At 55.6% G+C, this 23,002-nt stretch carries 21 protein-coding genes; 16 read left to right on the forward strand and 5 right to left on the reverse strand.

Going from position 1 to position 23,002, the window contains the following annotated elements; translation table 11 throughout:
- Positions 1–3: 3 nt before the first annotated feature.
- The 5 genes from TH25_RS22915 to TH25_RS22935 all read right to left on the reverse strand — a co-directional run bounded on the left by TH25_RS22915 (position 4) and on the right by TH25_RS22935 (position 7,126).
- On the reverse strand, positions 4–2,904 hold the full coding sequence (locus tag TH25_RS22915; RefSeq protein WP_114090592.1) for a Gldg family protein: 2,901 nt from the start codon (positions 2,902–2,904) through the stop codon (positions 4–6).
- Positions 2,897–3,811, reverse strand: a complete 915-nt coding sequence (locus tag TH25_RS22920; RefSeq protein ID WP_114090593.1) for an ABC transporter ATP-binding protein — start codon at positions 3,809–3,811, stop codon at positions 2,897–2,899. Before TH25_RS22920 ends, TH25_RS22915 begins: the two co-directional genes overlap by 8 nt.
- A 589-nt stretch (positions 3,812–4,400) precedes the next feature.
- Positions 4,401–5,597, reverse strand: a complete 1,197-nt coding sequence (locus TH25_RS22925) for a phosphoglycerate kinase (protein WP_114090594.1) — start codon at positions 5,595–5,597, stop codon at positions 4,401–4,403.
- A 161-nt stretch (positions 5,598–5,758) separates the two neighbouring features.
- Positions 5,759–6,604, reverse strand: a complete 846-nt coding sequence (dapF, locus tag TH25_RS22930) for a diaminopimelate epimerase (protein ID WP_114090595.1) — start codon at positions 6,602–6,604, stop codon at positions 5,759–5,761.
- Positions 6,605–6,652: 48 nt separating this feature from the next.
- Positions 6,653–7,126, reverse strand: a complete 474-nt coding sequence (locus TH25_RS22935; protein WP_258549283.1) for a hypothetical protein — start codon at positions 7,124–7,126, stop codon at positions 6,653–6,655.
- Positions 7,127–7,537: 411 nt separating this feature from the next.
- Between TH25_RS22935 and ccoN the strand changes: the two genes are divergently transcribed.
- From ccoN to rplS, 16 genes are all read left to right on the forward strand, one after another.
- A complete protein-coding gene (ccoN, locus tag TH25_RS22940; RefSeq protein WP_258549286.1) occupies positions 7,538–8,989 on the forward strand; it encodes a cytochrome-c oxidase, cbb3-type subunit I in 1,452 nt (483 codons plus the stop codon).
- A gap of 13 nt (positions 8,990–9,002) precedes the next feature.
- A complete protein-coding gene (gene ccoO, locus TH25_RS22945; RefSeq protein ID WP_114090597.1) occupies positions 9,003–9,734 on the forward strand; it encodes a cytochrome-c oxidase, cbb3-type subunit II in 732 nt (243 codons plus the stop codon).
- 16 nt (positions 9,735–9,750) lie between these two features.
- Positions 9,751–9,906, forward strand: coding sequence for a cbb3-type cytochrome oxidase subunit 3 (locus TH25_RS22950; protein ID WP_073953256.1), 156 nt, complete (start codon positions 9,751–9,753; stop codon positions 9,904–9,906).
- A gap of 19 nt (positions 9,907–9,925) precedes the next feature.
- Positions 9,926–10,798 (forward strand): cytochrome-c oxidase, cbb3-type subunit III, encoded by an 873-nt coding sequence (gene ccoP, locus TH25_RS22955; protein ID WP_114090598.1) that lies wholly within the window; start codon positions 9,926–9,928, stop codon positions 10,796–10,798.
- Between the two features lie 900 nt (positions 10,799–11,698).
- Positions 11,699–13,156 (forward strand): cytochrome c oxidase accessory protein CcoG, encoded by a 1,458-nt coding sequence (gene ccoG, locus TH25_RS22960; RefSeq protein WP_258549284.1) that lies wholly within the window; start codon positions 11,699–11,701, stop codon positions 13,154–13,156.
- Between the two features lie 26 nt (positions 13,157–13,182).
- Positions 13,183–13,704, forward strand: a complete 522-nt coding sequence (locus tag TH25_RS22965) for a FixH family protein (RefSeq protein ID WP_114090600.1) — start codon at positions 13,183–13,185, stop codon at positions 13,702–13,704.
- The gene (locus tag TH25_RS22970; protein ID WP_114090601.1) at positions 13,701–16,067 is read left to right on the forward strand and encodes a heavy metal translocating P-type ATPase; all 2,367 of its coding nucleotides are present in this window, start codon (positions 13,701–13,703) and stop codon (positions 16,065–16,067) included. Before TH25_RS22965 ends, TH25_RS22970 begins: the two co-directional genes overlap by 4 nt.
- Positions 16,064–16,243: a cbb3-type cytochrome oxidase assembly protein CcoS gene (ccoS, locus tag TH25_RS22975; protein WP_073953251.1), complete on the forward strand. Its 180-nt coding sequence runs from the start codon at positions 16,064–16,066 to the stop codon at positions 16,241–16,243. Before TH25_RS22970 ends, ccoS begins: the two co-directional genes overlap by 4 nt.
- A gap of 91 nt (positions 16,244–16,334) precedes the next feature.
- Positions 16,335–17,033, forward strand: coding sequence for a cyclic nucleotide-binding domain-containing protein (locus TH25_RS22980; RefSeq protein WP_114090602.1), 699 nt, complete (start codon positions 16,335–16,337; stop codon positions 17,031–17,033).
- Positions 17,034–17,210: 177 nt separating this feature from the next.
- Positions 17,211–18,059, forward strand: a complete 849-nt coding sequence (gene panB, locus TH25_RS22985) for a 3-methyl-2-oxobutanoate hydroxymethyltransferase (protein WP_114090603.1) — start codon at positions 17,211–17,213, stop codon at positions 18,057–18,059.
- 19 nt (positions 18,060–18,078) lie between these two features.
- Positions 18,079–18,945: a pantoate--beta-alanine ligase gene (panC, locus tag TH25_RS22990; RefSeq protein WP_114090604.1), complete on the forward strand. Its 867-nt coding sequence runs from the start codon at positions 18,079–18,081 to the stop codon at positions 18,943–18,945.
- Between the two features lie 261 nt (positions 18,946–19,206).
- Positions 19,207–20,688 (forward strand): signal recognition particle protein, encoded by a 1,482-nt coding sequence (gene ffh, locus TH25_RS22995; RefSeq protein WP_114090605.1) that lies wholly within the window; start codon positions 19,207–19,209, stop codon positions 20,686–20,688.
- Positions 20,689–20,830: 142 nt separating this feature from the next.
- On the forward strand, positions 20,831–21,208 hold the full coding sequence (gene rpsP / locus TH25_RS23000) for a 30S ribosomal protein S16 (RefSeq protein ID WP_114090606.1): 378 nt from the start codon (positions 20,831–20,833) through the stop codon (positions 21,206–21,208).
- A gap of 48 nt (positions 21,209–21,256) precedes the next feature.
- Positions 21,257–21,931: a ribosome maturation factor RimM gene (gene rimM, locus TH25_RS23005; RefSeq protein ID WP_114090607.1), complete on the forward strand. Its 675-nt coding sequence runs from the start codon at positions 21,257–21,259 to the stop codon at positions 21,929–21,931.
- Between the two features lie 3 nt (positions 21,932–21,934).
- Positions 21,935–22,657, forward strand: a complete 723-nt coding sequence (gene trmD, locus TH25_RS23010) for a tRNA (guanosine(37)-N1)-methyltransferase TrmD (RefSeq protein ID WP_114090608.1) — start codon at positions 21,935–21,937, stop codon at positions 22,655–22,657.
- Positions 22,654–23,002: 50S ribosomal protein L19 (gene rplS / locus TH25_RS23015; protein ID WP_114090609.1), on the forward strand; the 349-nt coding region annotated here is incomplete at its 3' end. The genes trmD and rplS, both read left to right, overlap by 4 nt.

Consider the following 23,002-nt stretch of genomic DNA (forward strand, 5'->3'; position numbering starts at 1 on the left):
TTCTCAGACCTCCTTGAGAATGCGTTGGTAATGTTTGCGTTCGGAAGCCGCCACCTGGCGACGCCAGCCCCAAACAAGCAACAGACCAAACAGCGCAAAGCCGTAATTCAGATATTCCCACATCTGTTCGGTCCCTTCGGATGTCGGCATAAGAGTCCGGGCAAACTGGGTGCGTCCCCGCAAGGCCAGCAGGGACTGGTCTTCCAGCGACCAATCAACCACGTTTTGCATGAATTCCAGCGGTGCCGTATAGGATGTACCCATCCCGCGCGAAGCAAGGCTAAGGGACATGTCATCGGCAAAGCTGTTGGAGCCCACCAGAATCAACCGCGCCGAAGCAGGCGAACGGTCAATCACACCGCCAATCTGAACGTTTTTGTCATCGTCCTTCTTGGCACTGTCACCGGCCTTTTGACCATCCTTCTGATCGGCCTTTTTGGCCTCGTCTGCCAAAAGCGGCGATTCCTTGCCTGCATAAAAGGATTTGAATTCACCCTCGATGGCAACCGCCAGATCATGCGACCCGCGCTTGCCCGAAATGGCAAAGCCATTATCAGGATAGGCCTTGTAATCGGGCAGGATGTCGGTGCTGTCCGACAGCCAGCTTTTGGAAGAACTGTGCAACAGCGGCGTTACCGTGCGGCCCTTGTTTTTGGCCGCATCCACCGTAATCGGTGACGCCCAGTCCAGAGTCAACTGATCCAGCCCGGCGGTAATCGGGCTATTTGGGTTCAGTTGATCACCGCGCAAATCCGGGAAATGCGGATAAGGCATCATGCTGATTTGCTGAACGGTGATCCCGCCAATTTTGCGTTCAACCGGCACCGGCAAGGACGCATTTTGCGGGTCCAGCACCATGTTATCGCCAATGGTAATGCCATAACCGGCCAGCCAGTCCTTCAGGCCCGAATCCACCTTTTTGGCCGAAAGCGAGTTGGTAATGCTGACATCAAAGGGCGATGTCGCCATAACCACACTGCCACCGCGCATCAGGAACTGGTCAATGGCAAAACGCTGTTTGTCATCCAGGTTAACCGGATCCATCACCATTAAAAGGTCGGCGGCTTCGGGCACATGGCCGTCCTTCAGGTCGGTTTCTTCCACGCGGGCATTTTCCGACAGGGTTTTATAAAGGGCGGTATATTGCGGGCCGGGGGCCTGTTGCATATAGGGACTTGGCGGCGGTGAAACCGGTTTGACCAGGGCAATCGTTTTAAGATAGCCCGGTGCCATACGATGCAGGGCCGAATCAATGGCGCGTTTCAAGGCGTCCTTGTCGGTGGTATCGGGCAAAGGCACCTGTACTTCGTCCTTCCCGCTTTTCAGCATCATATAAAACCAGAAAGGCTGCGGATTCATCAGGCTCGCCACCTGCGGGCCAAAGCCGTAATCATCCTGCAAGCGCGTTGCCAACGCACCATCGCCCGCATCCGGGTCCTGGAAGGTGATGTTGAATTTGTCGCCTGCCTGTTTTTTATAATCCTGCAACACGTCATCCAGGGTCTTGCGGAATTTCTGCAACTGGGCAGGCAGCTTGTTTTCCGGTGAAATAAAGCCTTCAAAGGTCACAGGCTGGGTCATATTGGCAAACGGATTGCCCCCCGCCTGATATTCATTCACCAGTTTGCGAATCGTACGGCTGATTTCATATTCCGGGTTCTTAAGGCCAACATTAATGTCACCCTCGCCGCGTGCCTTAACCTCGATCAGGTCACTATAGGTCAGGGTTTCAAACTGGTCGCCATAGGATACGACAATATCGAAATAGGAATTCACCACCGAGGACTGATACCGGCTGTTGGTCTGGAACGGAACCGGGCGAATCCCGTATTTCGAGGCCGCTTCCTGTTCTTTTTCCGGGTCTGCCGTGGGGTCAATAAACTGTACGCGGACATGCCCCTTGGACGCCACCTGGTATTCCGACAGCAAATCCTTGATCCGGGGAACCAGCGGGGCCAGCAGCGGATGCGTGCGCGGCGAGAAATACGCCCGGATCACCAGCGGTTCGGCCAGATGCTGCAATTCCTGCTTGGTCGAGGAGGACAGCGAATAAATATGCTGGCGGGTCATGTCGGCACGGGCCGCCGTAATCGGGGCCAGCCAAAAATTGGCCGCAACGAAATTCAACACGCACAGAGTCGCCAAGGCCCCCCACAGGCGGTGCTTTTTGCTACCCGGATTGCCATACCAGCGCAGTTTTTCCAGGCTGAACAGGTTCAGCGTTAAAAACACGCCCACAATCGACAAGTAATAATAAAGGTCCCGCAAATCGAGAACGCCACGCGTGATCGATTCAAACCGCGTCCCGGTACCAAGGGCAGCCAGCAACCCGCCAACCCGGTCACCAAACAGCGATGTCAGGGTATCAGAGCCGATCAGGTAAAAAACGCCACACACCAAGGCCGTCATGATCAGGGCGACAATCGGGTTGTCGGTCCGCCCGCTCATATAAAGGCCAATGGCGATATAGGCCGCCGCCAAAAACAGGGTGGCGACATAGCCACCAATCACAGGTCCCCAATCCAGCGGACCAAGGATTGATACGGTAATCGGCAATGGCAGGGTCAAAACCAGGGCAACCACCACCAGCAGCATCGCGGCAACGAATTTGCCCAACACCAGCGAAATCGGCCGGACGGGTGCGGTTAGCAGGGTTTCAAGGGTTCCGGCCCGGCGCTCTTCAGACCAGGAGCGCATGGTCAGGGCCGAAACCAGGAAAATCAGCAATACCGGCATCCATTTGAACAATGGCTGCACATCGGCAATGTTGCGGGCAAAAAATGTTTCCACCCAGAAAAACACAAACAGATTAACCGCCAGGAACGCGCCGATGAACAGATAGGCAGCGGGGGTGGCAAAAAATCCCCGGAATTCCTTGCGGGAAATGCGCAGGATGTCAGCCATTGACCACCTCCTCATTCACCTCGGCGAAAATGGTTTCAAGGTCGCGGCGTTGCGGTTGCAAGGCAAAAAGCTGCAAACCTTCGCGGTTCAGCACCCGGGCAATCACCGGAGCAGCATCATTGCTGGCCTCCAGCCGGTAATGATGATGCCCGCCTTCTTCGGCATGGCTGACGATTTTGGTCACTTCGGGAATACCGGAAAATGCCTTGTCGGCATTGCGGTCCACTGTTACCAGCAACCCGCCCGATTGCTGCAATTCATCAATCCGGGCATCCACCACCAGCTTGCCCGCCCGCATGATCAGCGCGCGTTCACACACGGCCTGCACTTCCTGCAAAATATGGGTCGACACAATCACCGTGGCAGTTTTGGCCAAATCGGCAATCAGGTCGCGCATATGGCGAATCTGTGTGGGGTCAAGGCCGTTGGTCGGTTCATCAAGAATGATAATATCCGGGTTATGCAAAATGGCCTGGGCCACACCAACACGCTGGCGGTACCCGCGTGACAGGGTCTGGATCGGGTCGGTCGCCTTGGCTTCCAGCACCGTGCGACGAATGGCACTTGCCACCGCCGCATCGCGTTTATCGACGGGAACACCATGCAGGCTGGCCTGGTAATCCAGGTAGTCAATGACCGTCATTTCCGGCCAGACCGGGCAGTTTTCCGGCAAATAGCCAATGCGCTTCTGGATGGCGCGGGTATCACGACCGACTTCAAGGTTATCAACAGCGATTTTGCCCGATGTCGGCTCCAGATAGCCGGTAATCATTTTCATGATCGTGGTTTTGCCCGCACCATTATGGCCAAGCAAACCGACGATCTCGCCGTGCTTTATTTCAAAACTGACGTCATCCACCGCTATGAAATCGCCATAGCAGCGCGTCAGATGCTCCAGTTTGATCATCTGTTCTTTCCGTAAACGGGATGTGAGAACGGGTTGGGACACATGTATTTATTCACGCATCGTGGGGAGAACGACACGCGCCAGCTTTTTGCTGAAATTTAAATAACCTGCCCGTTACGAGGGGGGAGGAATGGGTGTAACGAGCGGGCAGTGAAGGTAACGGCTGTCATGACCAGTCATTGTGACGAATGTCCATGCTGTGACAAAACCAGGAAGGGTTAACGTCCCCAACTTTCGGCTAGAACATGGCAACAATATGACATGGCGTCAAAGTGCGGGAAATTTGCAGAAATCTGCCTTCTTTTCAGGCATATAAGCTGCGCAACTCCGGATTCCCCAAGGGCTTGCGCACAAAGTCGGGAATCATTTCAAACACGACTCATTGCGTTATAACAGATCAGAAAGACCCTATACTTTCTAACAGTTAGCAGCCGACGGGCCACGAAAGATCGCGCCACCATATCCAGGGGGTCAGCCCCTGCCCGGCCAAAAGACCCGCCACAAAAAAGGCCCCTGTGGCATCGCCCAGGGACCCTTTGATCAGGCACTCTTGTCTTGTGGCCTATATCGGCCTGTTAAAGCTAGGCCGTCACGCCTTGCGCAGGGCGGCAACACCGGGCAAAACCTTGCCTTCCAGCCATTCCAGGAACGCCCCGCCCGCCGTCGAAACATAGGAGAAATCCTCGTCCACACCGGCATGGCGCAGGGCAGCAACGGTATCCCCCCCACCGGCAACCGACAGAAGCTTGCCATCCTTGGTCAGTTTGGCAGCGTGCTGGGCCACGGAAACGGTCGCGGTGTCAAAAGGCGCAATTTCAAAGGCGCCGAGGGGACCGTTCCACACCAGCGTTTCACAGCTTTCCAAACGCTTGTTCAAATCAGCAATGGTGGCCGGGCCTGCATCCAGGATCATGCCATCGGCATCAATACCGGTCATGTCTGCCACCACATGGTCGGCATTTTCCTTGAATTCCTTCGCGACCAAACCATCAACCGGCAGCACAATTTCGCAATTGGCGGCTTCGGCCTTGGTGAAAATCTCGCGCGCAGTTTCCAAAAGGTCATGTTCGCACAGCGATTTGCCCACATTGACGCCTTTGGCGGCCAGGAAAGTGTTCGCCATGCCGCCACCAATCACAAGCTGGTCCACCTTTTCCACCAGATTGCCGAGAAGGTCGAGCTTGGTGGAAATTTTGGCCCCGCCAACAATCGCCATTACCGGGTGTTTCGGTGCTTCCAGCGCCTTGCCCAGAGCTTCCAGCTCGATCTGCATCAAACGGCCGGCATAGGCGGGCAGCTTATGCGCCAAACCTTCGGTCGAGGCATGGGCGCGGTGCGCACATGAAAAGGCATCATTGACAAAAATATCGCCCAGCTTTGCCAGTTCATCGACAAAGGCAGGGTCGTTCTTTTCTTCTTCTGCGTGATAACGCAGGTTTTCAAGAATGGCGATCTCGCCATCCTTCAGGCCATTCACAACATCCGCCGCAGCCGAACCAATGCAATCATCGGCAAAGGCAACCGGGCGGCCCAACTGTTTTGCCAGCGCATCGGCCACCGGTTTAAGCGACATTTCAGGCACGCGCTGCCCTTTGGGGCGGCCAAAATGGGTAATGATCACCAGTTTCGCCCCGGCATCGGCCAGTTCAACCAGGCCCGGCACGGTGCGGTCAATGCGAGTCGTATCGCTGACAACGCCATCTTTCATCGGAACGTTAAGGTCGGCACGCAGCAACACGCGCTTGCCTGCGACTGAAACACCGTCAAGCGTATTGAAATCAACCATTATCAGAACCTGCCTTTGCGTTTAACAAGCCCCGACCGGGCGGAAATGATCGCGCCCTGCCGCCGGGTATCGCCGCCAGAACAGCGGCACAATCGGATGCCTTTTGTGGCCGATCCGCCCGGCCAGCGCAAGCCCGAAGCGACGGGCATTTATCGGATGCCTTAATGCACCCCGAACAGTGACGGATGCAATATCCCGGAAAAACTGGTCGCCACCGGGCCGGTCATCAACACATGATCATCGGGCAGCCATTCGATGCCCAAAACACCACCATCAAGTACCACATCCACCTTGCGCCCGGTCAGGCCACGCCGTGCAGCGGCCACCCCCGTGGCACAGGCCCCGGTCCCGCAGGCACGGGTAATACCAGCCCCGCGTTCCCAGACCCGCATCCGCAGGCGATTCTCACCCATCAGGTGACAAACCTCGATATTGGCGCGTTCGGGGAATATATCGTGATGTTCCAGCACCGGACCATATTTTTCCAGGTCAACGGCTTCGGCGTCATCGACAAAAAATACCGCATGGGGGTTGCCCATATTTACCCCGACCGCATCAGTTAGCGGCCCGAGCGAAAACGGAATATGGTTGGTATCCACCGCCTTTAGCAACGGGATTTCGCGCCAGTCCAAACGGGCCTGCCCCATATCGACCGTGACGGTGCCATCATCCAGGCCGCGTGCCTCCAGCAGGCCGGAAACGGTTTGCACCGTGACATCACGCCGTTTGAATTCGGCCATCAGAATATCGGCGACACACCGCGTGGCGTTGCCACAGGCCCCCACTTCACTGCCATCATTATTGCGGATACGCATAAAGGCATCCGCATCGTCATCACGCGGCGGTTCAATCACGACCAACTGATCGCAGCCAACCCCGGTTCTGCGATCGGCAATCCGCGCGGCTGTTGCATCGTCCATATCCAGAACAACAGAATCCCGCCGCCCGTCAAAGACGACAAAATCATTGCCCAGACCGTGCATTTTGATAAAGGAAATTCCGTTCATGTCCGTATCGCTATCGGCTGCAAATAAAGGTGTTTACAGCCGACAGCATCACGGCTTTGGTGCCGGGGCGCAATAGCGGATTTTGCGCGGCACAAATCCGGCATCGGAAAAAAAGGACTTCATACGCATATTGGGTTCATCCACGGCCACATAGGTCGCGGCACATCCATGCAGACGCAACAGGCGGTCCATTGCCTCGCGCATGCAATTCAAAACATGCTCACGCGCGACAATTTCCACCGCCTTGACATTGTCCACATGCAGAACCGTTCCGATACTCATATCCGTCCGGATTTCGTATGAGAAAACCCCGTGGACATAGCCCCGGTCATTCCGAATCACAACGATGCCCTTGTCTCGCAGCCATTGACTTTCCGGTACGGGATCATCGGTACAAACATATTCGGCAACGAAGTCCTGCCATTTTTGCAGCGTGATATTTGCCTCGGTCATCTGGACCAGAGGAAAGATCATGTCCGCAATTCCGGCGGTTAAAGGTTGTGCGTTATAGGTATTCAACATGGTCTTTTCCCCGAATTTATCGGGCGATCATGACGCAAAGAAAAGGACCCAGCGTTGATGTGCATCAACAACAACCGCCCCGATAACAAGGCATAAGCATTCTTGCGAAAAAACATTCTCATGCGAGAAGAGTGTCTTCGGCATACATAACGCCTGCGTGTTAATGACCCCGGATTGATATTGATCAGTGTGGCATGAACAGAACAGGCCGATGATGCCGAGGATATATATTTATGAGTGTTTTGTTTTGTGAAACACAACTATTGTTGCACGAAACAGAATGTTTGATCGTCGGCGGCACGGGGGATGACCAGGTCATTGCAGGATGCCGCCAGGGCTGTTCGGATTGCCGGCCCCATGCGGCAATCCACCCGCACACGCAAACGGGAGTCGAGAATGAGCCAGGGGAGCATGGCACAGACGGCTTCGTCCGCCGTTGACTACAATATGGACGTAGTGCGCTGGGGCGCGCTGGCGACCGTCTTTTGGGGCGTCGTCGGCTTTCTGGCAGGTGATTTTATCGCCTGGCAGTTGGCGTTTCCCGCATTGAACTTTGACTTCGAGTATCTGAATTTCGGGCGTCTGCGTCCGCTTCACACCTCGGCGGTCATTTTTGCATTTGGCGGCAATGCGCTGCTGTGTACGTCGTTTTACGTCGTCCAGCGCACCTGCCGCACCAGCCTGTTCGGTGGCAAGGCCCTGCCTGCCTTCGTGTTCTGGGGTTATCAGTTGTTCATCGTCATGGCCGCACTTGGCTATGTTCTCGGTGTCACCCAGGGCCGTGAATATGCCGAACCGGAATGGTTCGTTGACATTTGGCTGACCATTGTCTGGGTCGCCTATCTGGCTGTTTTTGTCGGCACCCTGCTCAAACGCGAGGAACCGCACATTTATGTTGCCAACTGGTTCTACCTGGCCTTCATCGTCACGATTGCGATGCTGCATCTGGGCAACAACCTGGCCATTCCGGTTTCGCTGTTTGGCACGAAATCCTATTCCATGTTCTCTGGTGTTCAGGATGCCCTGACCCAGTGGTGGTATGGTCACAACGCTGTGGGCTTCTTCCTGACGGCTGGCTTCCTCGGCATGATGTATTACTTCATCCCGAAACGGGCCGAACGTCCGGTTTATTCCTATCGCCTGTCGATCATTCACTTCTGGGCGCTGATCTTCCTGTATATCTGGGCTGGTCCGCACCACCTGCATTACACCGCCCTGCCTGACTGGGCACAAACCCTTGGCATGACCTTCTCTGTCATGCTGTGGATGCCGTCCTGGGGTGGTATGATCAATGGTCTGATGACCCTTTCGGGGGCTTGGGACAAACTGCGCACCGATCCGGTTCTGCGCTTCATGGTTGCGGCTGTCGGTTTCTATGGCATGTCGACCTTCGAAGGCCCGGTCATGTCGATCAAATCGGTCAACGGCCTGTCTCACTACACTGACTGGACCATTGGTCACGTTCACTCTGGTGCTCTGGGCTGGGTTGCCTTCGTATCGTTTGGTGCGATCTACTTCCTGATCCCGGTTCTGTGGAATCGCGAACGCCTTTACTCCATGCGTCTGGTTGCCCACCATTTCTGGCTCGGCACCATTGGTATCGTGCTCTACATCACCTCGATGTGGGTCTCGGGTATCATGCAGGGTCTGATGTGGCGTGCACACGACCAGCTTGGCTTCCTTCAGTATTCCTTCATTGAGACCGTTGAAGCGATGCACCCCTACTACATCATTCGTGCCACCGGTGGTGCCCTGTTCGTTCTGGGTTCGCTGCTGATGGTCTGGAACGTCTACAAGACGATCCGCGGTGATACCCGTCGGGAAGCTCCAATCGGTGTGACTGCTCCGGCAGCGGCCCAATAAGGAGGAATGGAAAATGCTTCTTAAAAAACACCACTTCCTCGAGAAGAACGTTTTCTTCCTGACCCTCGGTATTTTTCTGACCATCATTATCGGTGGTATCGTGGAAATTGTGCCGCTGTTCACAATGGAACAGACCATCGAAAAGGTGGATGGGGTTCGTCCCTATTCACCGCTGGAACAGGCAGGCCGGAACATCTATATCCGCGAAGGCTGTTATAACTGCCATTCGCAGATGATCCGTCCGTTCCGCGATGAAGTTGAACGTTATGGTCATTACAGCCTTGCGGCTGAATCGATGTATGACCATCCGTTCCAGTGGGGGTCAAAACGTACCGGTCCGGATCTGGCACGTGTCGGCGGGAAATATTCCAATGCCTGGCATGTTGCCCACCTTGATGATCCGCGTTCGGTCGTGCCGGAATCGATCATGCCGGGCTATCCGTTCCTGGCGAATACGGAACTGAAGTTCGACGACGTTGCCGATCACCTCAAGACGTTGCGCATGGTTGGTGTTCCCTACACCGACGAACAGATCGAGGACGCACTTGCGGACCTTCATCTCCAGGCAACCGAAGACGCCGCCTATGACGACGGCTTCCTTGCCCGTTATCCGAAAGCCGCCACGGGGGACTTTGACGGCAACCCGGAAAAACTGACCGAGATGGATGCCCTGATTGCGTATCTGCAGGTCCTGGGACGCATGGTTGATTTCACGACCTATGATCCCAGCAAGAATCTGCGCTGAGACAAGGACGCGAATTATGGAATTCTTTTCCGCACTCGCTGATTTTCTCCGGCCCTTGTGGGGTCTGTGGCTGATGATGTTCTTTGCCGCGATTATTGCTTTCGTTATGTGGCCAAGCAAGAAACGCAAAAAGAACTTTGAAGACCACGCCCAGATCCCTTTCAAGGACTAGGAAGAGGGAGAACCGAGCTATGTCGACGCATGTCGAAAAAGACAAAGTTACCGGCCGCGAAACAACCGGCCATCAATGGGACGGCATCAAGGAGCTCAATACGCCGCTCCCGTCCTGGTGGGTCTATGTGTTTTGGGTCTGCGTGATCTGGTCGATCGGTTACTGGGTGGTTTATCCATCCTTTCCAACCGCACACGGCTACCTGAAAGGGGTGTTTGGTGTTACCGAACGCTCCAAGATCGAAGAAACAATGGCAAATGTTGCTGCCGAACGTGCTCCTTACATGGAACGCCTGGCAGCCCTGGATGTTGACCAGATTGCCAATGATTCGGAACTGCTGAACTTCTCGATGGCAGGCGGCAAGGCGATTTTTGCCGAAAATTGCGCACCGTGTCACGGCACGGGCGGGGTCGGCAATGTTGGCTTCCCGTCCCTGCAGGACGATGCCTGGCTGTGGGGTGGCACGCTTGATGACATCTCGCACACCATCCATGTCGGTATTCGGTCGTCGGACAATGACGATACCCGCTTTAACGACATGCCTGCTTTTGGCAAGGACGGCATTCTGTCACAGGCTGAAATCAGTGACGTCGTGCAGCATGTTCTTTCCTTTAGCGGTCGTGCAACCGATGCGGCCGCTGCAGAACGTGGTGCTGTCATCTTTGCTGATAACTGTGCTGCCTGTCATGGCGAAAACGGCAAGGGCATCGTTGAAATGGGTGCACCGAACCTGACGGACAATATCTGGCTTTATGGTGGCGACCAGGCCACCCTGATCCAGACCGTTACCAATGCACGTCGTGGCGTCATGCCAGCCTGGGAAGGCAAACTGAGCGACGAAACCATCAAAATGCTGACGGTTTATGTTCACTCGCTTGGTGGTGGTCAGTAACGCCTCACCGACATCACCGGTCCAACCGGTGTAAAGACCAGACAAAAGACCGGGGTTTCAGGACTCCGGTCTTTTTATATTTCCGTATTTGTATTCCCGTGCGAATGATCGGCTCCTGACATCTGGTCGCACATAACGTGCGAAAATCCCTGTCTTCGCCGATCCGCAAGCATCAGCATTATCAACGCGGCATAACCATCACACATGCCCTGTCACCAGCCGCATTGCAGCGCCCGGCCATGCCGCTCTGCCATGTGCGAAAACAGGCGCACTCTGCCCATGCGGGCATTTACCACACTCACCAAATGCCCCCGCTATTCTGCGTCCCAAAGAGACTCGTCTTGATTGATACATACGCCTAACAAATCACCCCGTATTGTATGGTGATTGTAGGTTAAAATTGTCTGCTTTTCACAGATGAAAGGCCCAGTTTTCCGGGTGCATGAGCGATCATTTCGACGAAAAAATCATAAATTTTCAAAGCCTCACGAAGCAGTAGCGTATGCGCCCGGCCTTGAACGGGCACTCTTTCATCATGTTTTAATAATATAAAACCAAAGCACATCAAGCACTTGCCCTCCGGCCAGGCCATCTCACCCAGGCTGGAAAATCGAAACGGTTCCGCTCGGTCGTTTTCTCCGCCCCGGGTGCGCCCGGTGATACGGCGGAAAATTGATTTGTGTCATGGAACAGCAAGACCCGTTTCCAATATTTTGCCTGCGGTATTTGAATTATCCCAAGTCTGCCGGGTCGAGCGTGCCGCCCTGACAGAACCCCGCAGAACCTGCTGGCCGGTTGCCCTGTAACTGGCAAGAGAGAGCAGCAAGACTGCATCGCACGGCGAATGGTCAGGCCCAGATCATGCAATTGTCCCGTACTCAATCATCGGATCCGCAAAAGATGACGCCGCAAAACGACGATGCACCGCATGAGGACGACATCCCGCTTTATAAGGACCGCGAAAAGGTTTATCCGAAACGTGTTTCGGGCCATTTCCGGAACCTGAAATGGTTTGCCCTCGTAACGCTTTTGGCAATCTACTGGATCGTGCCCTGGTTGCGCTGGGACCGTGGACCTTCGGCCCCGCATCAGGCCGTTCTGATCGATATGGATCTGGGACGCGCCTATTTCTTCTTCATCGAAATCTGGCCCCAGGAAGTCTATTACATTACCGGCATCCTGATCATGGCCGCTGTCGGTCTGTTTCTGGCAACATCCCTTTTCGGACGTATCTGGTGCGGCTATGCCTGCCCGCAAACCGTCTGGACCGATCTTTTCATGCTGGTCGAACGCCACATCCAGGGCGACCGCAACGCCCGCATGCGCCTGGACAAAGCCCCCTGGAGCCTTGAAAAGGTCTGGAAAATCGGGGCGACACATGCCTCCTGGATTGTGATCTCGCTTCTGACCGGCGGTGCCTTTGTGCTGTATTTCAACGATGCGCCGACGGTGATTGTTGATCTTTTCACCGGTCAGGCCAGCATGGGTGTATACACCACCGTCGCCTTCCTGACCTTTTCAACCTACCTTTTGGCAGGTTGGGCCCGTGAACAGGTTTGCACCTATATGTGCCCGTGGCCGCGCTTCCAGTCAGCCATGCTTGATGATGAATCCATGATCGTCACCTATGAGGGGTGGCGTGGTGAGCCGCGCGGGCCGATCAAACGCAAAAATCTGGTCCGGGGCGAGGTACCCGAGGTCGGTCACTGCATTGACTGTCACGCCTGTGTGAATGTCTGCCCCACCGGTATCGATATTCGTGACGGCCTTCAGCTTGAATGTATCGGCTGTGGTCTGTGTATCGATGCCTGTAACGAAATGATGGAAAAGGTTCAATTCCCGCAAGACCTGATCCGCTTTGATTCGGTGCAGAATTCGCAACTGCGTGCGCACGGCCAGGCCACCAAGGTACGTATCATCCGCCCGCGCACCATTTTCTATACCCTCATCCTGGCCCTGGTTGGCGGCGTCATGCTGTTTGGCCTGATGAACCGCACCACGATGGAAGTCAATGTCCTGCGGGATCGCAACCCGCTGTTTGTGCCGCTGTCTTCGGGCGATGTCCGCAATGGCTATACCCTGAAAATTCTCAACAAGCAGCAAAGCGAACAGACCTATATCCTTGATCTTTCGGGGGTAAATGCCACCGACTTCCAGATCATCGGTCAAAAACCGATGGCAAATGGCAAATTCTCGCTTGAAGTTGCACCAGACCAGGTCGGAAGCTATCGGGTTTTTGTTGCTGCCGACCCCACAAGCCTGCAAAGTGACGCCACCCCCATTGATTTCATCGTCACCAACACCGCTTCAGGCGTTTCCGAAACCCATGACACCATCTTTGCCGGTCCGAAAAAATAACGGACCGGCCCTAAAGGGCCCTCGAAATGACCACAACAACCACACATGACCCGATCCAGAATCCGACAGGTCCGCGCAAATCGGACCGGCTGATTCCCTGGTATTTTGTTGGCGGTTTCGCCGTGATGCTGATTGCCAATATCTGCCTGATCGTGTTTTCCCAAACCAGTTGGGTCGGGCTTGTCAGCGATCATGCGTTTGAGGATGGCAACAATTACAACACCGCCATTGCCGATGCCAAAGCCCAGTCTGAACTGGGCTGGCGCACCAAGATCAGTGTGGCGGGTGTCATCGACAACGAAGCCACCATCATCGTTCTGTTTCGCGACAAGACCCAAAGCCCGATTTCGGGCGCGAAAATGGAAGCGGTCCTGATGCGCAATGACCGTGACGATGTTGACGAAAAGATCATGCTAAGCGAAGTCAGCCCCGGCGAATATCGCACACGCGCCAGCGTGCCGGTTTACGGGAACTGGAAGCTGCGGATTGTTGCCCATGCCCAGAACCACGACTATCAGGTCGTCGAGGATGTACTGATTACACAATGAATGCCCTTAACGCCTGCCGCCATTGTGGCGAGCCGGTTACGACCGGTTCGCCGGCAGGACCAGACTTTTGCTGCCACGGCTGCGAAGGTGCCTATGCCCTGATCAATGATCTGGGCCTGCAGTCCTATTATGCGCGGCGCAGTGTCGATCCCAATATTCGCGCGTTAAAACCCGAAGAAGAAGGGCTTGGCGCGTTTGACTTTACCGATCTTGTCAGCACCGACGAGAGCGGTTTTTGCCGTTTGGACATGATGATCGACGGGCTGCATTGTGCGGCGTGTGTCTGGCTGATTGAAAGCATTTTGCAAAAACAGCCAACTGTAACCCGCGCGCGCGTCAATATGACCACCCGCCGGCTGCATCTGGAATGGCAGGGCAAGGCCGCAGACGTCACACAACTGATCAGTCCGGTTTTTCAAATGGGCTACCGGTTGATCCCCTATGACCCGGCCACCCTTGAACGGGCAACCGACCAGCGCAACCGCGAACTTTTGCGCTGCCTTGCCGTTGCAGGCTTTGCCGCGGGCAACGTCATGTTGCTCTCGGTTTCGATCTGGGCGGGTTACGTGCAGGGCATGGGCGAATTTACCCGCGATCTGTTTCACTGGCTTTCCGCCCTGATTGCCGTTCCCGCGGTCATTTATGCCGGGCGGCCGTTTTTCAAATCGGCCCTTGGGGCACTGCGGCACGGGCGCGTCAATATGGATGTGCCCATTACCCTGGCCGTCATTCTGGCACTGGGCATGAGCCTGTTTGAAACCATGCGCGGGGCCGAACATGCCTATTTCGATTCCGCGATCACGCTTTTGTTCTTTTTGCTGATCGGGCGTTACCTTGATGGTCGGGCGCGCAGCCAGGCGCGGTCTGCGGCCGAACACATGCTGACATTGCGCGCACGCTCCGTCACCGTCATCGCCGAAGACGGCACCCGTAAATTAATGGCCCCGGAAAAAACCACTCCTGGCATGGTGGTTCTGGTGGCTGCTGGCGAACGCATCGGCATTGATGGCGATATTATCGATGGCCAATCCGACATTGATACCAGTGTGATCAGCGGCGAAAGCCTGCCCAGCGCGGTTGCTGTCGGCAGCCGTGTTTTTGCCGGAACCATGAATCTCTCCGCCCCTCTTCGCGTGCGTATTACTGCCACGGGCGATTCCACCCTGCTGGCCGAAATTGTCCGGTTAATGGAAAATGCCGAACAGGGCCGTGCCAAATATGTTGCCCTTGCCGACCGGGTGGCGCGCGCCTATGCCCCCGTGGTTCACAGCCTGGCAGCCCTTACATTTGTTGGCTGGTGGTTAATTGCCGGGGCAAACTGGCAGGATGCGTTAATGAACGCGATTGCCGTTCTGATTGTCACCTGCCCGTGCGCGCTGGCCCTTGCCGTGCCGGTGGTGCAGGTTCTGGCAACGGGACGGCTGCTAAAGGCCGGTATTCTGGTAAAATCGGCTACCGCGCTGGAACGACTGACCAAAATTGACGGCGTCATTTTCGATAAAACCGGCACCCTGACCACGGGACGCCCCGAACTTGTTGCAACGCCCGATGCGGAAAGCCTGGCGCTGGCCGCCTCGATGGCGGCAAACAGCGCCCATCCCCTGTCAAAGGCACTGGTGCGCGCTGCGGGCAATACAGTTGTTGCAACCCGGGTGCAGGAACATCCCGGCCAGGGCCTGTCGATGACAGCGCCGACAGGGGAAATTCGCCTGGGCAGCCGTAAATTTTGCGGTGCCAGCCACGCCGTAATCCCGACAACAGAAGGGGTCGGCCCTGAAATCTGGCTGGCGGAACCGGGTAAATCGGCTGTGCGGTTCGGATTTAGGGATCTGCCCCGCCCCGATGCCGCCAGCACCATTAACAGCCTGCATCACGCCGGCTTGCCCACCCGGCTTCTATCGGGCGACCGGGCGGAAAATGTGCGCCAGCTTGCAAGCGAACTTGATATTTCGGACTGGCAGGCAGGCCTGTCGCCCGCCCAAAAGGTTGATGCTGTTCGTCAACGCAGCCTTTTGGGGCATCACGACCTGATGGTGGGTGATGGCATTAACGATGCCCCGGCCCTTGCCGCGGCCCATGCCTCCATGTCACCCGCCAGTGCCGCCGAAATCAGCCAGAATGCGGCTGACATCGTTTTTCAGGGCGACCGGCTGGGCGCGGTTGTAACCGCACTTGATGTAGCAAAAACGGCGGACAAACTGGTACGGCAGAACTTCACATTGTCATTTGCCTATAACATTGTCACCATCCCCCTGGCCATTGCCGGGGTGGTAACACCCCTGATCGCGGCCATCGCGATGTCAACATCCTCGCTGGTTGTGATTGCCAATGCCCTGCGTCTTAACTGGAAGAAAAAGCCATGAGCAATCTGCTGCTTTTAATCCCGATTGCCCTGTTTTTGGGCCTGATGGGCCTTGCTGCCTTTTTATGGGCATTGAAGTCCGGACAATTCGACGATATGGATGGAGCCGCAAACCGGATCCTGTTTGATGATGACGAAATTGCTGCTACAAAAAAGCAAACAAATTCGGAACATTAACAAACAATGATTGTCTTGAAACCATACATGACAATCGTCTAAAGTGATTCCAGTTTATGCGCGTGATGATTGTACAGTCTCGGAGATTGAGATGGCGGTTCGTTCCCAGCTTTGTGAGGCCTGCGATATCCGGGATCTTACGTTCTGCTCTGCCTTGCACGGTGAAGAACATACCCGTTTGCGCCAGTTGCTGACCCATGTGCAATATGACAGTCACAGCACCATCTTCCATGAAGCCGAAGATGCGGATTATGTGTTCAATGTCACATCCGGATCGGTAAAGTTGTACAAGCTGTTGGGCGATGGCCGCCGCCAGATTACCGGTTTTCTTTTCGCCGGTGATTTTCTGGGCCTTGCCCTCAACCAGAGCTACAGTTACACCGCCGAAGCAATTGAACCGGTCACAGCATGCCGTTTCCCGCGCCAGAAGCTGGAACGTCTGTTTGACGAATTCCCGCGCCTGGAAAAACGCATGCTGGGCATGGCGGTGGACGAGCTGGCCGCCGCCCAGGACCAGATGCTGCTTTTGGGTCGTAAAACAGCCAAGGAAAAAGTTGCGTCCTTCCTGCTGATGCTGGCCCGCCGCCAGGAACATCGCGGGCAGGATACCGATGCCATCGAAGTCCCCATGAGCCGGTCTGACATTGCCGACTATCTTGGCCTGACCATCGAGACGGTTTCGCGCACCTTAACCCAGCTTCGCAAGGAATCCACCATTTCGCTCAAGGATAACAAGCATATCGAAGCGATTGGCATGGATATGCTCGAAGATTTGGCGGAAGGATTATAATCCTTCAAAATCAGGCAGTTCCGTAAAGGCGGGCGCAAAACGCAAGGCTTCCTGAACCAAAGTGTATGCGCAACTGCGAAAAAATATTTCGCGCCCGCTGTCATCCTGTTGTAAACATGACTGCCCGCCCGGCAAAGATCGGGCTGCATATCCCGGTTTAACCGGCGGAGAAACGTCATGAGTACCACCACCAATAAAAAGGGTCGGGTCACGGTTCCCGCCCTGCGTGCCCGCAAGGGTGGCGAACCGATTGTCTGTCTGACAGCCTATACCACACCAATGGCACAACGCCTTGATGCCTATTGCGATCTGTTGCTGGTCGGCGATTCTGTTGGCACGGTTGTCTATGGCATGGATACGACCCTGGCTGTTACGGTTGATATGATGGTCAATCACGGCAAGGCCGTTATGCGCGGCAGCAAACATGCTTGCGTGGTTATTGATCTGCCCTTTGGCAGCTATCAGGAATCAAAAGAACAGGCCTTTCGCACCGCAGCGCACATCATGGCCGAAACCGGCTGCGCTGCCGTCAAACTTGAAGGCGGAGCCGAACTGGCCGACACGATTGAATTCCTGACGCAACGTGGTGTACCCGTCATGGCCCATATCGGCCTGATGCCCCAGCAGGTGAATACACTGGGGGGCTTCAAATCCCAAGGCCGGGATGACGCTGCGGCCGCTCGTGTCCTTGCAGATGCCAAGGCCGTCGCCAAGGCAGGCGCCTTTTCCGTGGTGATTGAAGGCACGGTTGAAGCTGTTGCGCGTACCGTTTCCGCAGAGATCAACATTCCAACCATCGGCATCGGGGCCTCGCCCGCCTGTGACGGACAGGTTCTTGTCACCGAAGACATGCTGGGCCTGTTTTCCGATTTCACGCCCAAATTCGTCAAACGCTATGCCAATCTTGGCGATCTGGTCGAAAAGGCCGCCAGCGATTATGCCGCCGAGGTCAAAAGCCGCAGCTTCCCGGCAGATGAACATTGTTATGGCATCAAAAACCCCGGCAATTTGCGCGCGGTAAACTAAAACAGGCTCCTATCAGAACATGACTCTGACGACCGTTCACACCGTCGCCGATCTGCGCGCCCAAGTTTCCGAATGGCGCGCAGCGGGCCTGAAAATTGCGCTTGTACCGACAATGGGCGCGCTGCATGACGGCCATATCAGCCTGACCCAACTGGCGCGGACATATGCCGACCGGGTGATTGTCAGTGTTTTTGTCAATCCGACCCAGTTTGGCCCGACCGAGGATTTTGCCGCCTATCCGCGCACCCTGCCTGCGGATCAGAAGATCCTCGCGGATGCCAGGGTGGAATTGTGCTTTGCCCCCTCGGTCGAGGAAATGTATCCGGCCGGGTTTGCCACCCGCCTGCATATCGATAATCTGACCGATATGCTGTGTGGCGCGGCGCGCCCCGGCCATTTTGACGGCATGGCGCAAATTGTGACCAAACTCCTGCTTCAGGCCCTGCCCGATATCGCCCTGTTTGGCGAAAAGGATTACCAGCAGCTCATGGTCATCAAGCGGTTTGTCACCGACCTGAATATTCCGGTCGAAATCATTGGTGGCCCCATTCATCGCGAGGCGGATGGTTTGGCAATGTCGTCGCGCAATCGCTACCTTTCGCCTGATGAGCGCAAAACCGCAACAACACTGTCACAGGTTCTCTCCTCCATTGCCGAACGCGCAAGCCGGGGCGATGCCATCGAACCGCTGCTTGAAAACGGACGGCAGCAAATTGCATCGGTCGGGTTTGATCCGGTTGATTATCTGGAAATCCGCGATGCCGAAAACCTGGAGCTGCTGCACGGTAAAATTGACCGTCCGGCACGCGTTTTTGTCGCCGCCCGCCTGGGCAAGGCGCGCCTGATTGACAATATGGCGATTATCCCGGCCAACACCGCACTGTAAAGGGCATTGCCGGGACCTGTCGAAATGGTTGCGCGGTTGAATCAGTTCTGCGGCGAAAAACCAAACCCGTTTTGATCAAAAAACAGCCGAACCGGGCCATTTTCCTTGGTTTGCGCTTGACTCTTATCCCACACTGACTTAAACACCCCTCACCAAAGGTCACCCATATGGTGACTCCCCCAGTCCTCGAGTTTTCGAGCACTGGGCAAATTTTTTTTGTGCGCACTCGGTGGAAACACCAGCAAACAGACGGGATATGGGATGTTTGAAGGACTTAGCGATCGGCTTGGCGGCGTTCTCGACAAACTGCGGAAACGCGGTGCGTTAAAGGAATCTGACGTCCGCGAAGCCATGCGTGAAGTTCGCGTCGCCCTGCTTGAGGCTGACGTTGCCCTGCCTGTGGTCAAGGAATTCATCACCAACGCAACCGAACGCGCCGTCGGCCAGGATGTGCTGCGTTCGGTGACGCCGGGCCAGATGGTCGTCAAAATCGTCCATGATGAACTTAAAAACATGCTGGGCGAAGGCGAAGACATCAATCTTGCCGCCACCCCGCCGGTGCCGATTCTGATGGTCGGTTTGCAGGGTTCGGGTAAAACCACCAGCTCGGCCAAGATCGCCCTGCACCTGACCAAAAAACGCAATAAAAAGGTCCTGCTGGCATCGCTCGACATTTATCGCCCTGCCGCCCAGCAGCAGCTTAAAATTCTGGCCGATGCCAATGGCCTGCATGCCCTGCCAATCATCATGGGTGAAAAGCCGGTTGCGATTGCCAAGCGCGCGATGGATATGGGCCGCAAGGAAGGCTTTGACGCCGTGATCCTTGATACCGCTGGCCGCCTGCATATCGACATGGAACTGATGAGCGAAGTCGCCCAGGTTCGTGATGCGGTCAACCCGACAGAAACCCTGCTGGTCACCGATGCGATGACCGGCCAGGATTCGGTCAATGTTGCCAAGGAATTTGCCGACAAGGTTGGCATTACCGGTATCGTTCTGACCCGTATTGACGGTGATGCGCGCGGTGGTGCAGCACTTTCGATGCGCCAGGTGACGGGCTGCCCGATCAAAATGCTCGGTGTTGGCGAAAAGATCGACGAGATGGAGCCCTTCCATCCCGACCGTATCGCGGGCCGCATTCTGGGCATGGGCGACGTTGTCAGCCTGGTGGAGCGTGCTGCTGAAACCATCGAGCGTGAAGACGCTGAAAAGATGGCCAAGAAGCTGCAGAAAGGCCAGTTCGACCTGAACGACCTTCTGGCCCAGCTTAAACAGCTTCAGAAAATGGGTGATCTGTCGGGCATCATGGGCATGCTGCCGGGCATGGGTGCGATGAAAAAGCAGATGGCCCAGACCAAGATCGACCCGAAACTCCTGAAACACCAGGAAGCCATTATCCAGTCCATGACCCCGAAAGAGCGCGAAAACCCCGCACTCATCAAGGCGTCGCGCAAAAAGCGCATTGCGGCGGGTTGTGGTCTGAGTGTTCAGGATGTGAACAAGCTTCTCAAACAGTACCAGACCATGTCGACCATGATCAAAAAGGTCGGAAAAATGGGCAAGAAGGGCATGTTTGGCAAAGGAATGCCCCAGATGGACCCGTCCATGCTGGAAGGCGGGGATGCTGGCGATATGCAGCTTCCCAAAGGTTTTCCCGGGGTTGGCGGCGGCATGCCGAAACTTCCGGGATTGGGCGGCGGTGGCTTGCCGCCGGGCTTTCCGGGGTTTGGTAAAAAGAAATAACCAAGCCCCCGGTTCGCAAGAACCACATCATGCGGTCTCGCAGGAACCGGAATTTATGGTTCTGTCGAACCGGATCAAATTGGTCTCGCAAGAGGCCGTACTTTAAAGACTACTAAACCCGAGCTGAAAGGAACTTATCCGAATGGCTGTCAAGATTCGTCTCTCCCGTGGCGGTGCAAAGAAACGTCCGTACTACCGTATCGTAGTTGCTGACGCCCGCGCTCCGCGTGACGGCAGCTTCATCGAGAAAGTCGGCACCTATGATCCGATGCTCCCGAAAGAAGCTGAAAACCGCGTTACCTTCAAAGAAGAGCGCATTAAATACTGGCTCGGCGTTGGTGCCCAGCCGACCGAACGCGTTGCCCGTTTCCTGGGTAAAGCCGGTCTGGCCGATGCCTTCAAACCGACCGAACAGCCCAAGAAGTCCGCTCCGAAGGCGAAAGCCCAGGAACGTCTTCGTGAAAAGGCTGAAAAAGAAGCTGCCGCTGCTGAAGCTGCTGCCGAAGCTGCCAGCGAATAATTGGCTGATCGTACGATCTGATCAGATACCAGGTAATTGTGAACTGACATGGCTGAGAACCGTAAATCCAAAAACGACGTGGATTTTGTCTGCATCGGCATGATCACGGCCCCGCACGGGGTTCGTGGTGCCGTTCGCGTCAAAAGCTATACCGTTGATCCGGATAATCTGGTTGGCTATGGCCCGTTATTCGATGCCAAAGGGAAACAGAAATTCAAACTGTCGCCCGTTGGCCATGTTCGTGACCAGTTGATCGCCAAGATCGAAGGGGTCAACGATCGTGACGGTGCCGAGCGACTGCGCGGAACCCGGCTTCACATTCCACGGACGGCCTTGCCGGACACGGAAACCGAGGACGAATTCTATCTTGCCGATCTGGTCGGTCTTAAAGCGATCCATGTTGATGGATCGACTTTCGGGACCGTTCGCGGCGTGGCTGATTTCGGGGCGGGCGATGTTATCGAAATCGCCCTGGAAGAAAGCCGTGGAAAAGTCGTTGTGTTGCCGTTTACCCGTGCGGTTATTCCCGATGTGATTTTGTCGGAACGCAAGCTGGTGGTTAATCCGCCCGAGGGGCTGTTGCAGGATGAAGACGGGCCGGGCAATCGCCCGCGTCGTGCGTCCAAATCGCGCAACAATACCCAGGCCGACCGTGACTCCGAAGCCGTGACCGCAGATGCGGCAGGCGCGGAAACCGCGACCGGCAGCGGAAAGGAGGCCTGAAGGATGCCCGTGTGGCAGGCCAAGGTTGCAACCCTGTTCCCGGAAATGTTTCCCGGTGCTGTTGGCCAGGCTCTGGCTGGCAAGGCGCTGGAAAACGGGATCTGGTCGCTTGATGTCAAAGACATTCGCGACCATGCGACCGACCGCCACCGCACGGTTGACGATAATCCTTTCGGGGGTGGGGCCGGTATGGTCATGCGCCCGGATATCGTCGATGCCGCCCTGCGTGAACTTCGTGCTTCGGCACCGGAATTACCGCTGATTTATCTCAGCCCGCGGGGAAAAATGCTGAATCAGAAACGCTGCCGCGAACTGGCAGCGGGACCGGGTGTGATGCTGTTATGCGGTCGGTACGAAGGTATCGACCAGCGTGTACTGGATGAACACCAGGTCGAGGAAATCAGCATTGGCGATTACATCCTTATGGGCGGCGAATTGCCGGCCATGGTCCTGATTGAATCGTGCGTACGCCTCATCGACGGGGTGCTGAATACCTCAGCCTCCGCTGACGAGGAAAGCTTTGAAACCGGGTTGCTGGAATATCCGCATTACACGCGCCCGGCCAATTGGAACGGGCGTGACGTGCCGGAAATTCTGCTTTCCGGGCATCATGCCAAGATACAGGCCTGGCGGCTTGACCAGGCAGAAGAAATCACTCGTGAACGGCGTCCTGACCTTTGGGATCAGTATGTTGCCACGGGCCCAGCAAAGAGGGTTAAATCATGACCAATGCAATCATCCAGCAGATCGAAAAAGATCAGCTTGATAAAATCTCTGAAAAGCGCGCCGTGCCGGAATTTGACGCTGGCGACACCATCCGCGTTCACCTGAAAGTTGTTGAAGGCACGCGCGAGCGTATCCAGCAGTTTGAAGGCGTTTGCATCGCCCGTAAAAACCGCGGCCTGAATTCTTCTTTCACCCTGCGTAAAATCGCTTCCGGTGAAGGTGTCGAGCGTATTTTCCAGAACTACTCCCCGGCGATTGACAAAATCGAAGTCGTTCGCCGTGGCGACGTTCGCCGTGCGAAACTGTACTACCTGCGTGGTCGTACCGGTAAATCCGCTCGTATCG

Source organism: Thalassospira profundimaris, assembly GCF_003326755.1.
Lineage (GTDB): Bacteria > Pseudomonadota > Alphaproteobacteria > Rhodospirillales > Thalassospiraceae > Thalassospira > Thalassospira profundimaris_B.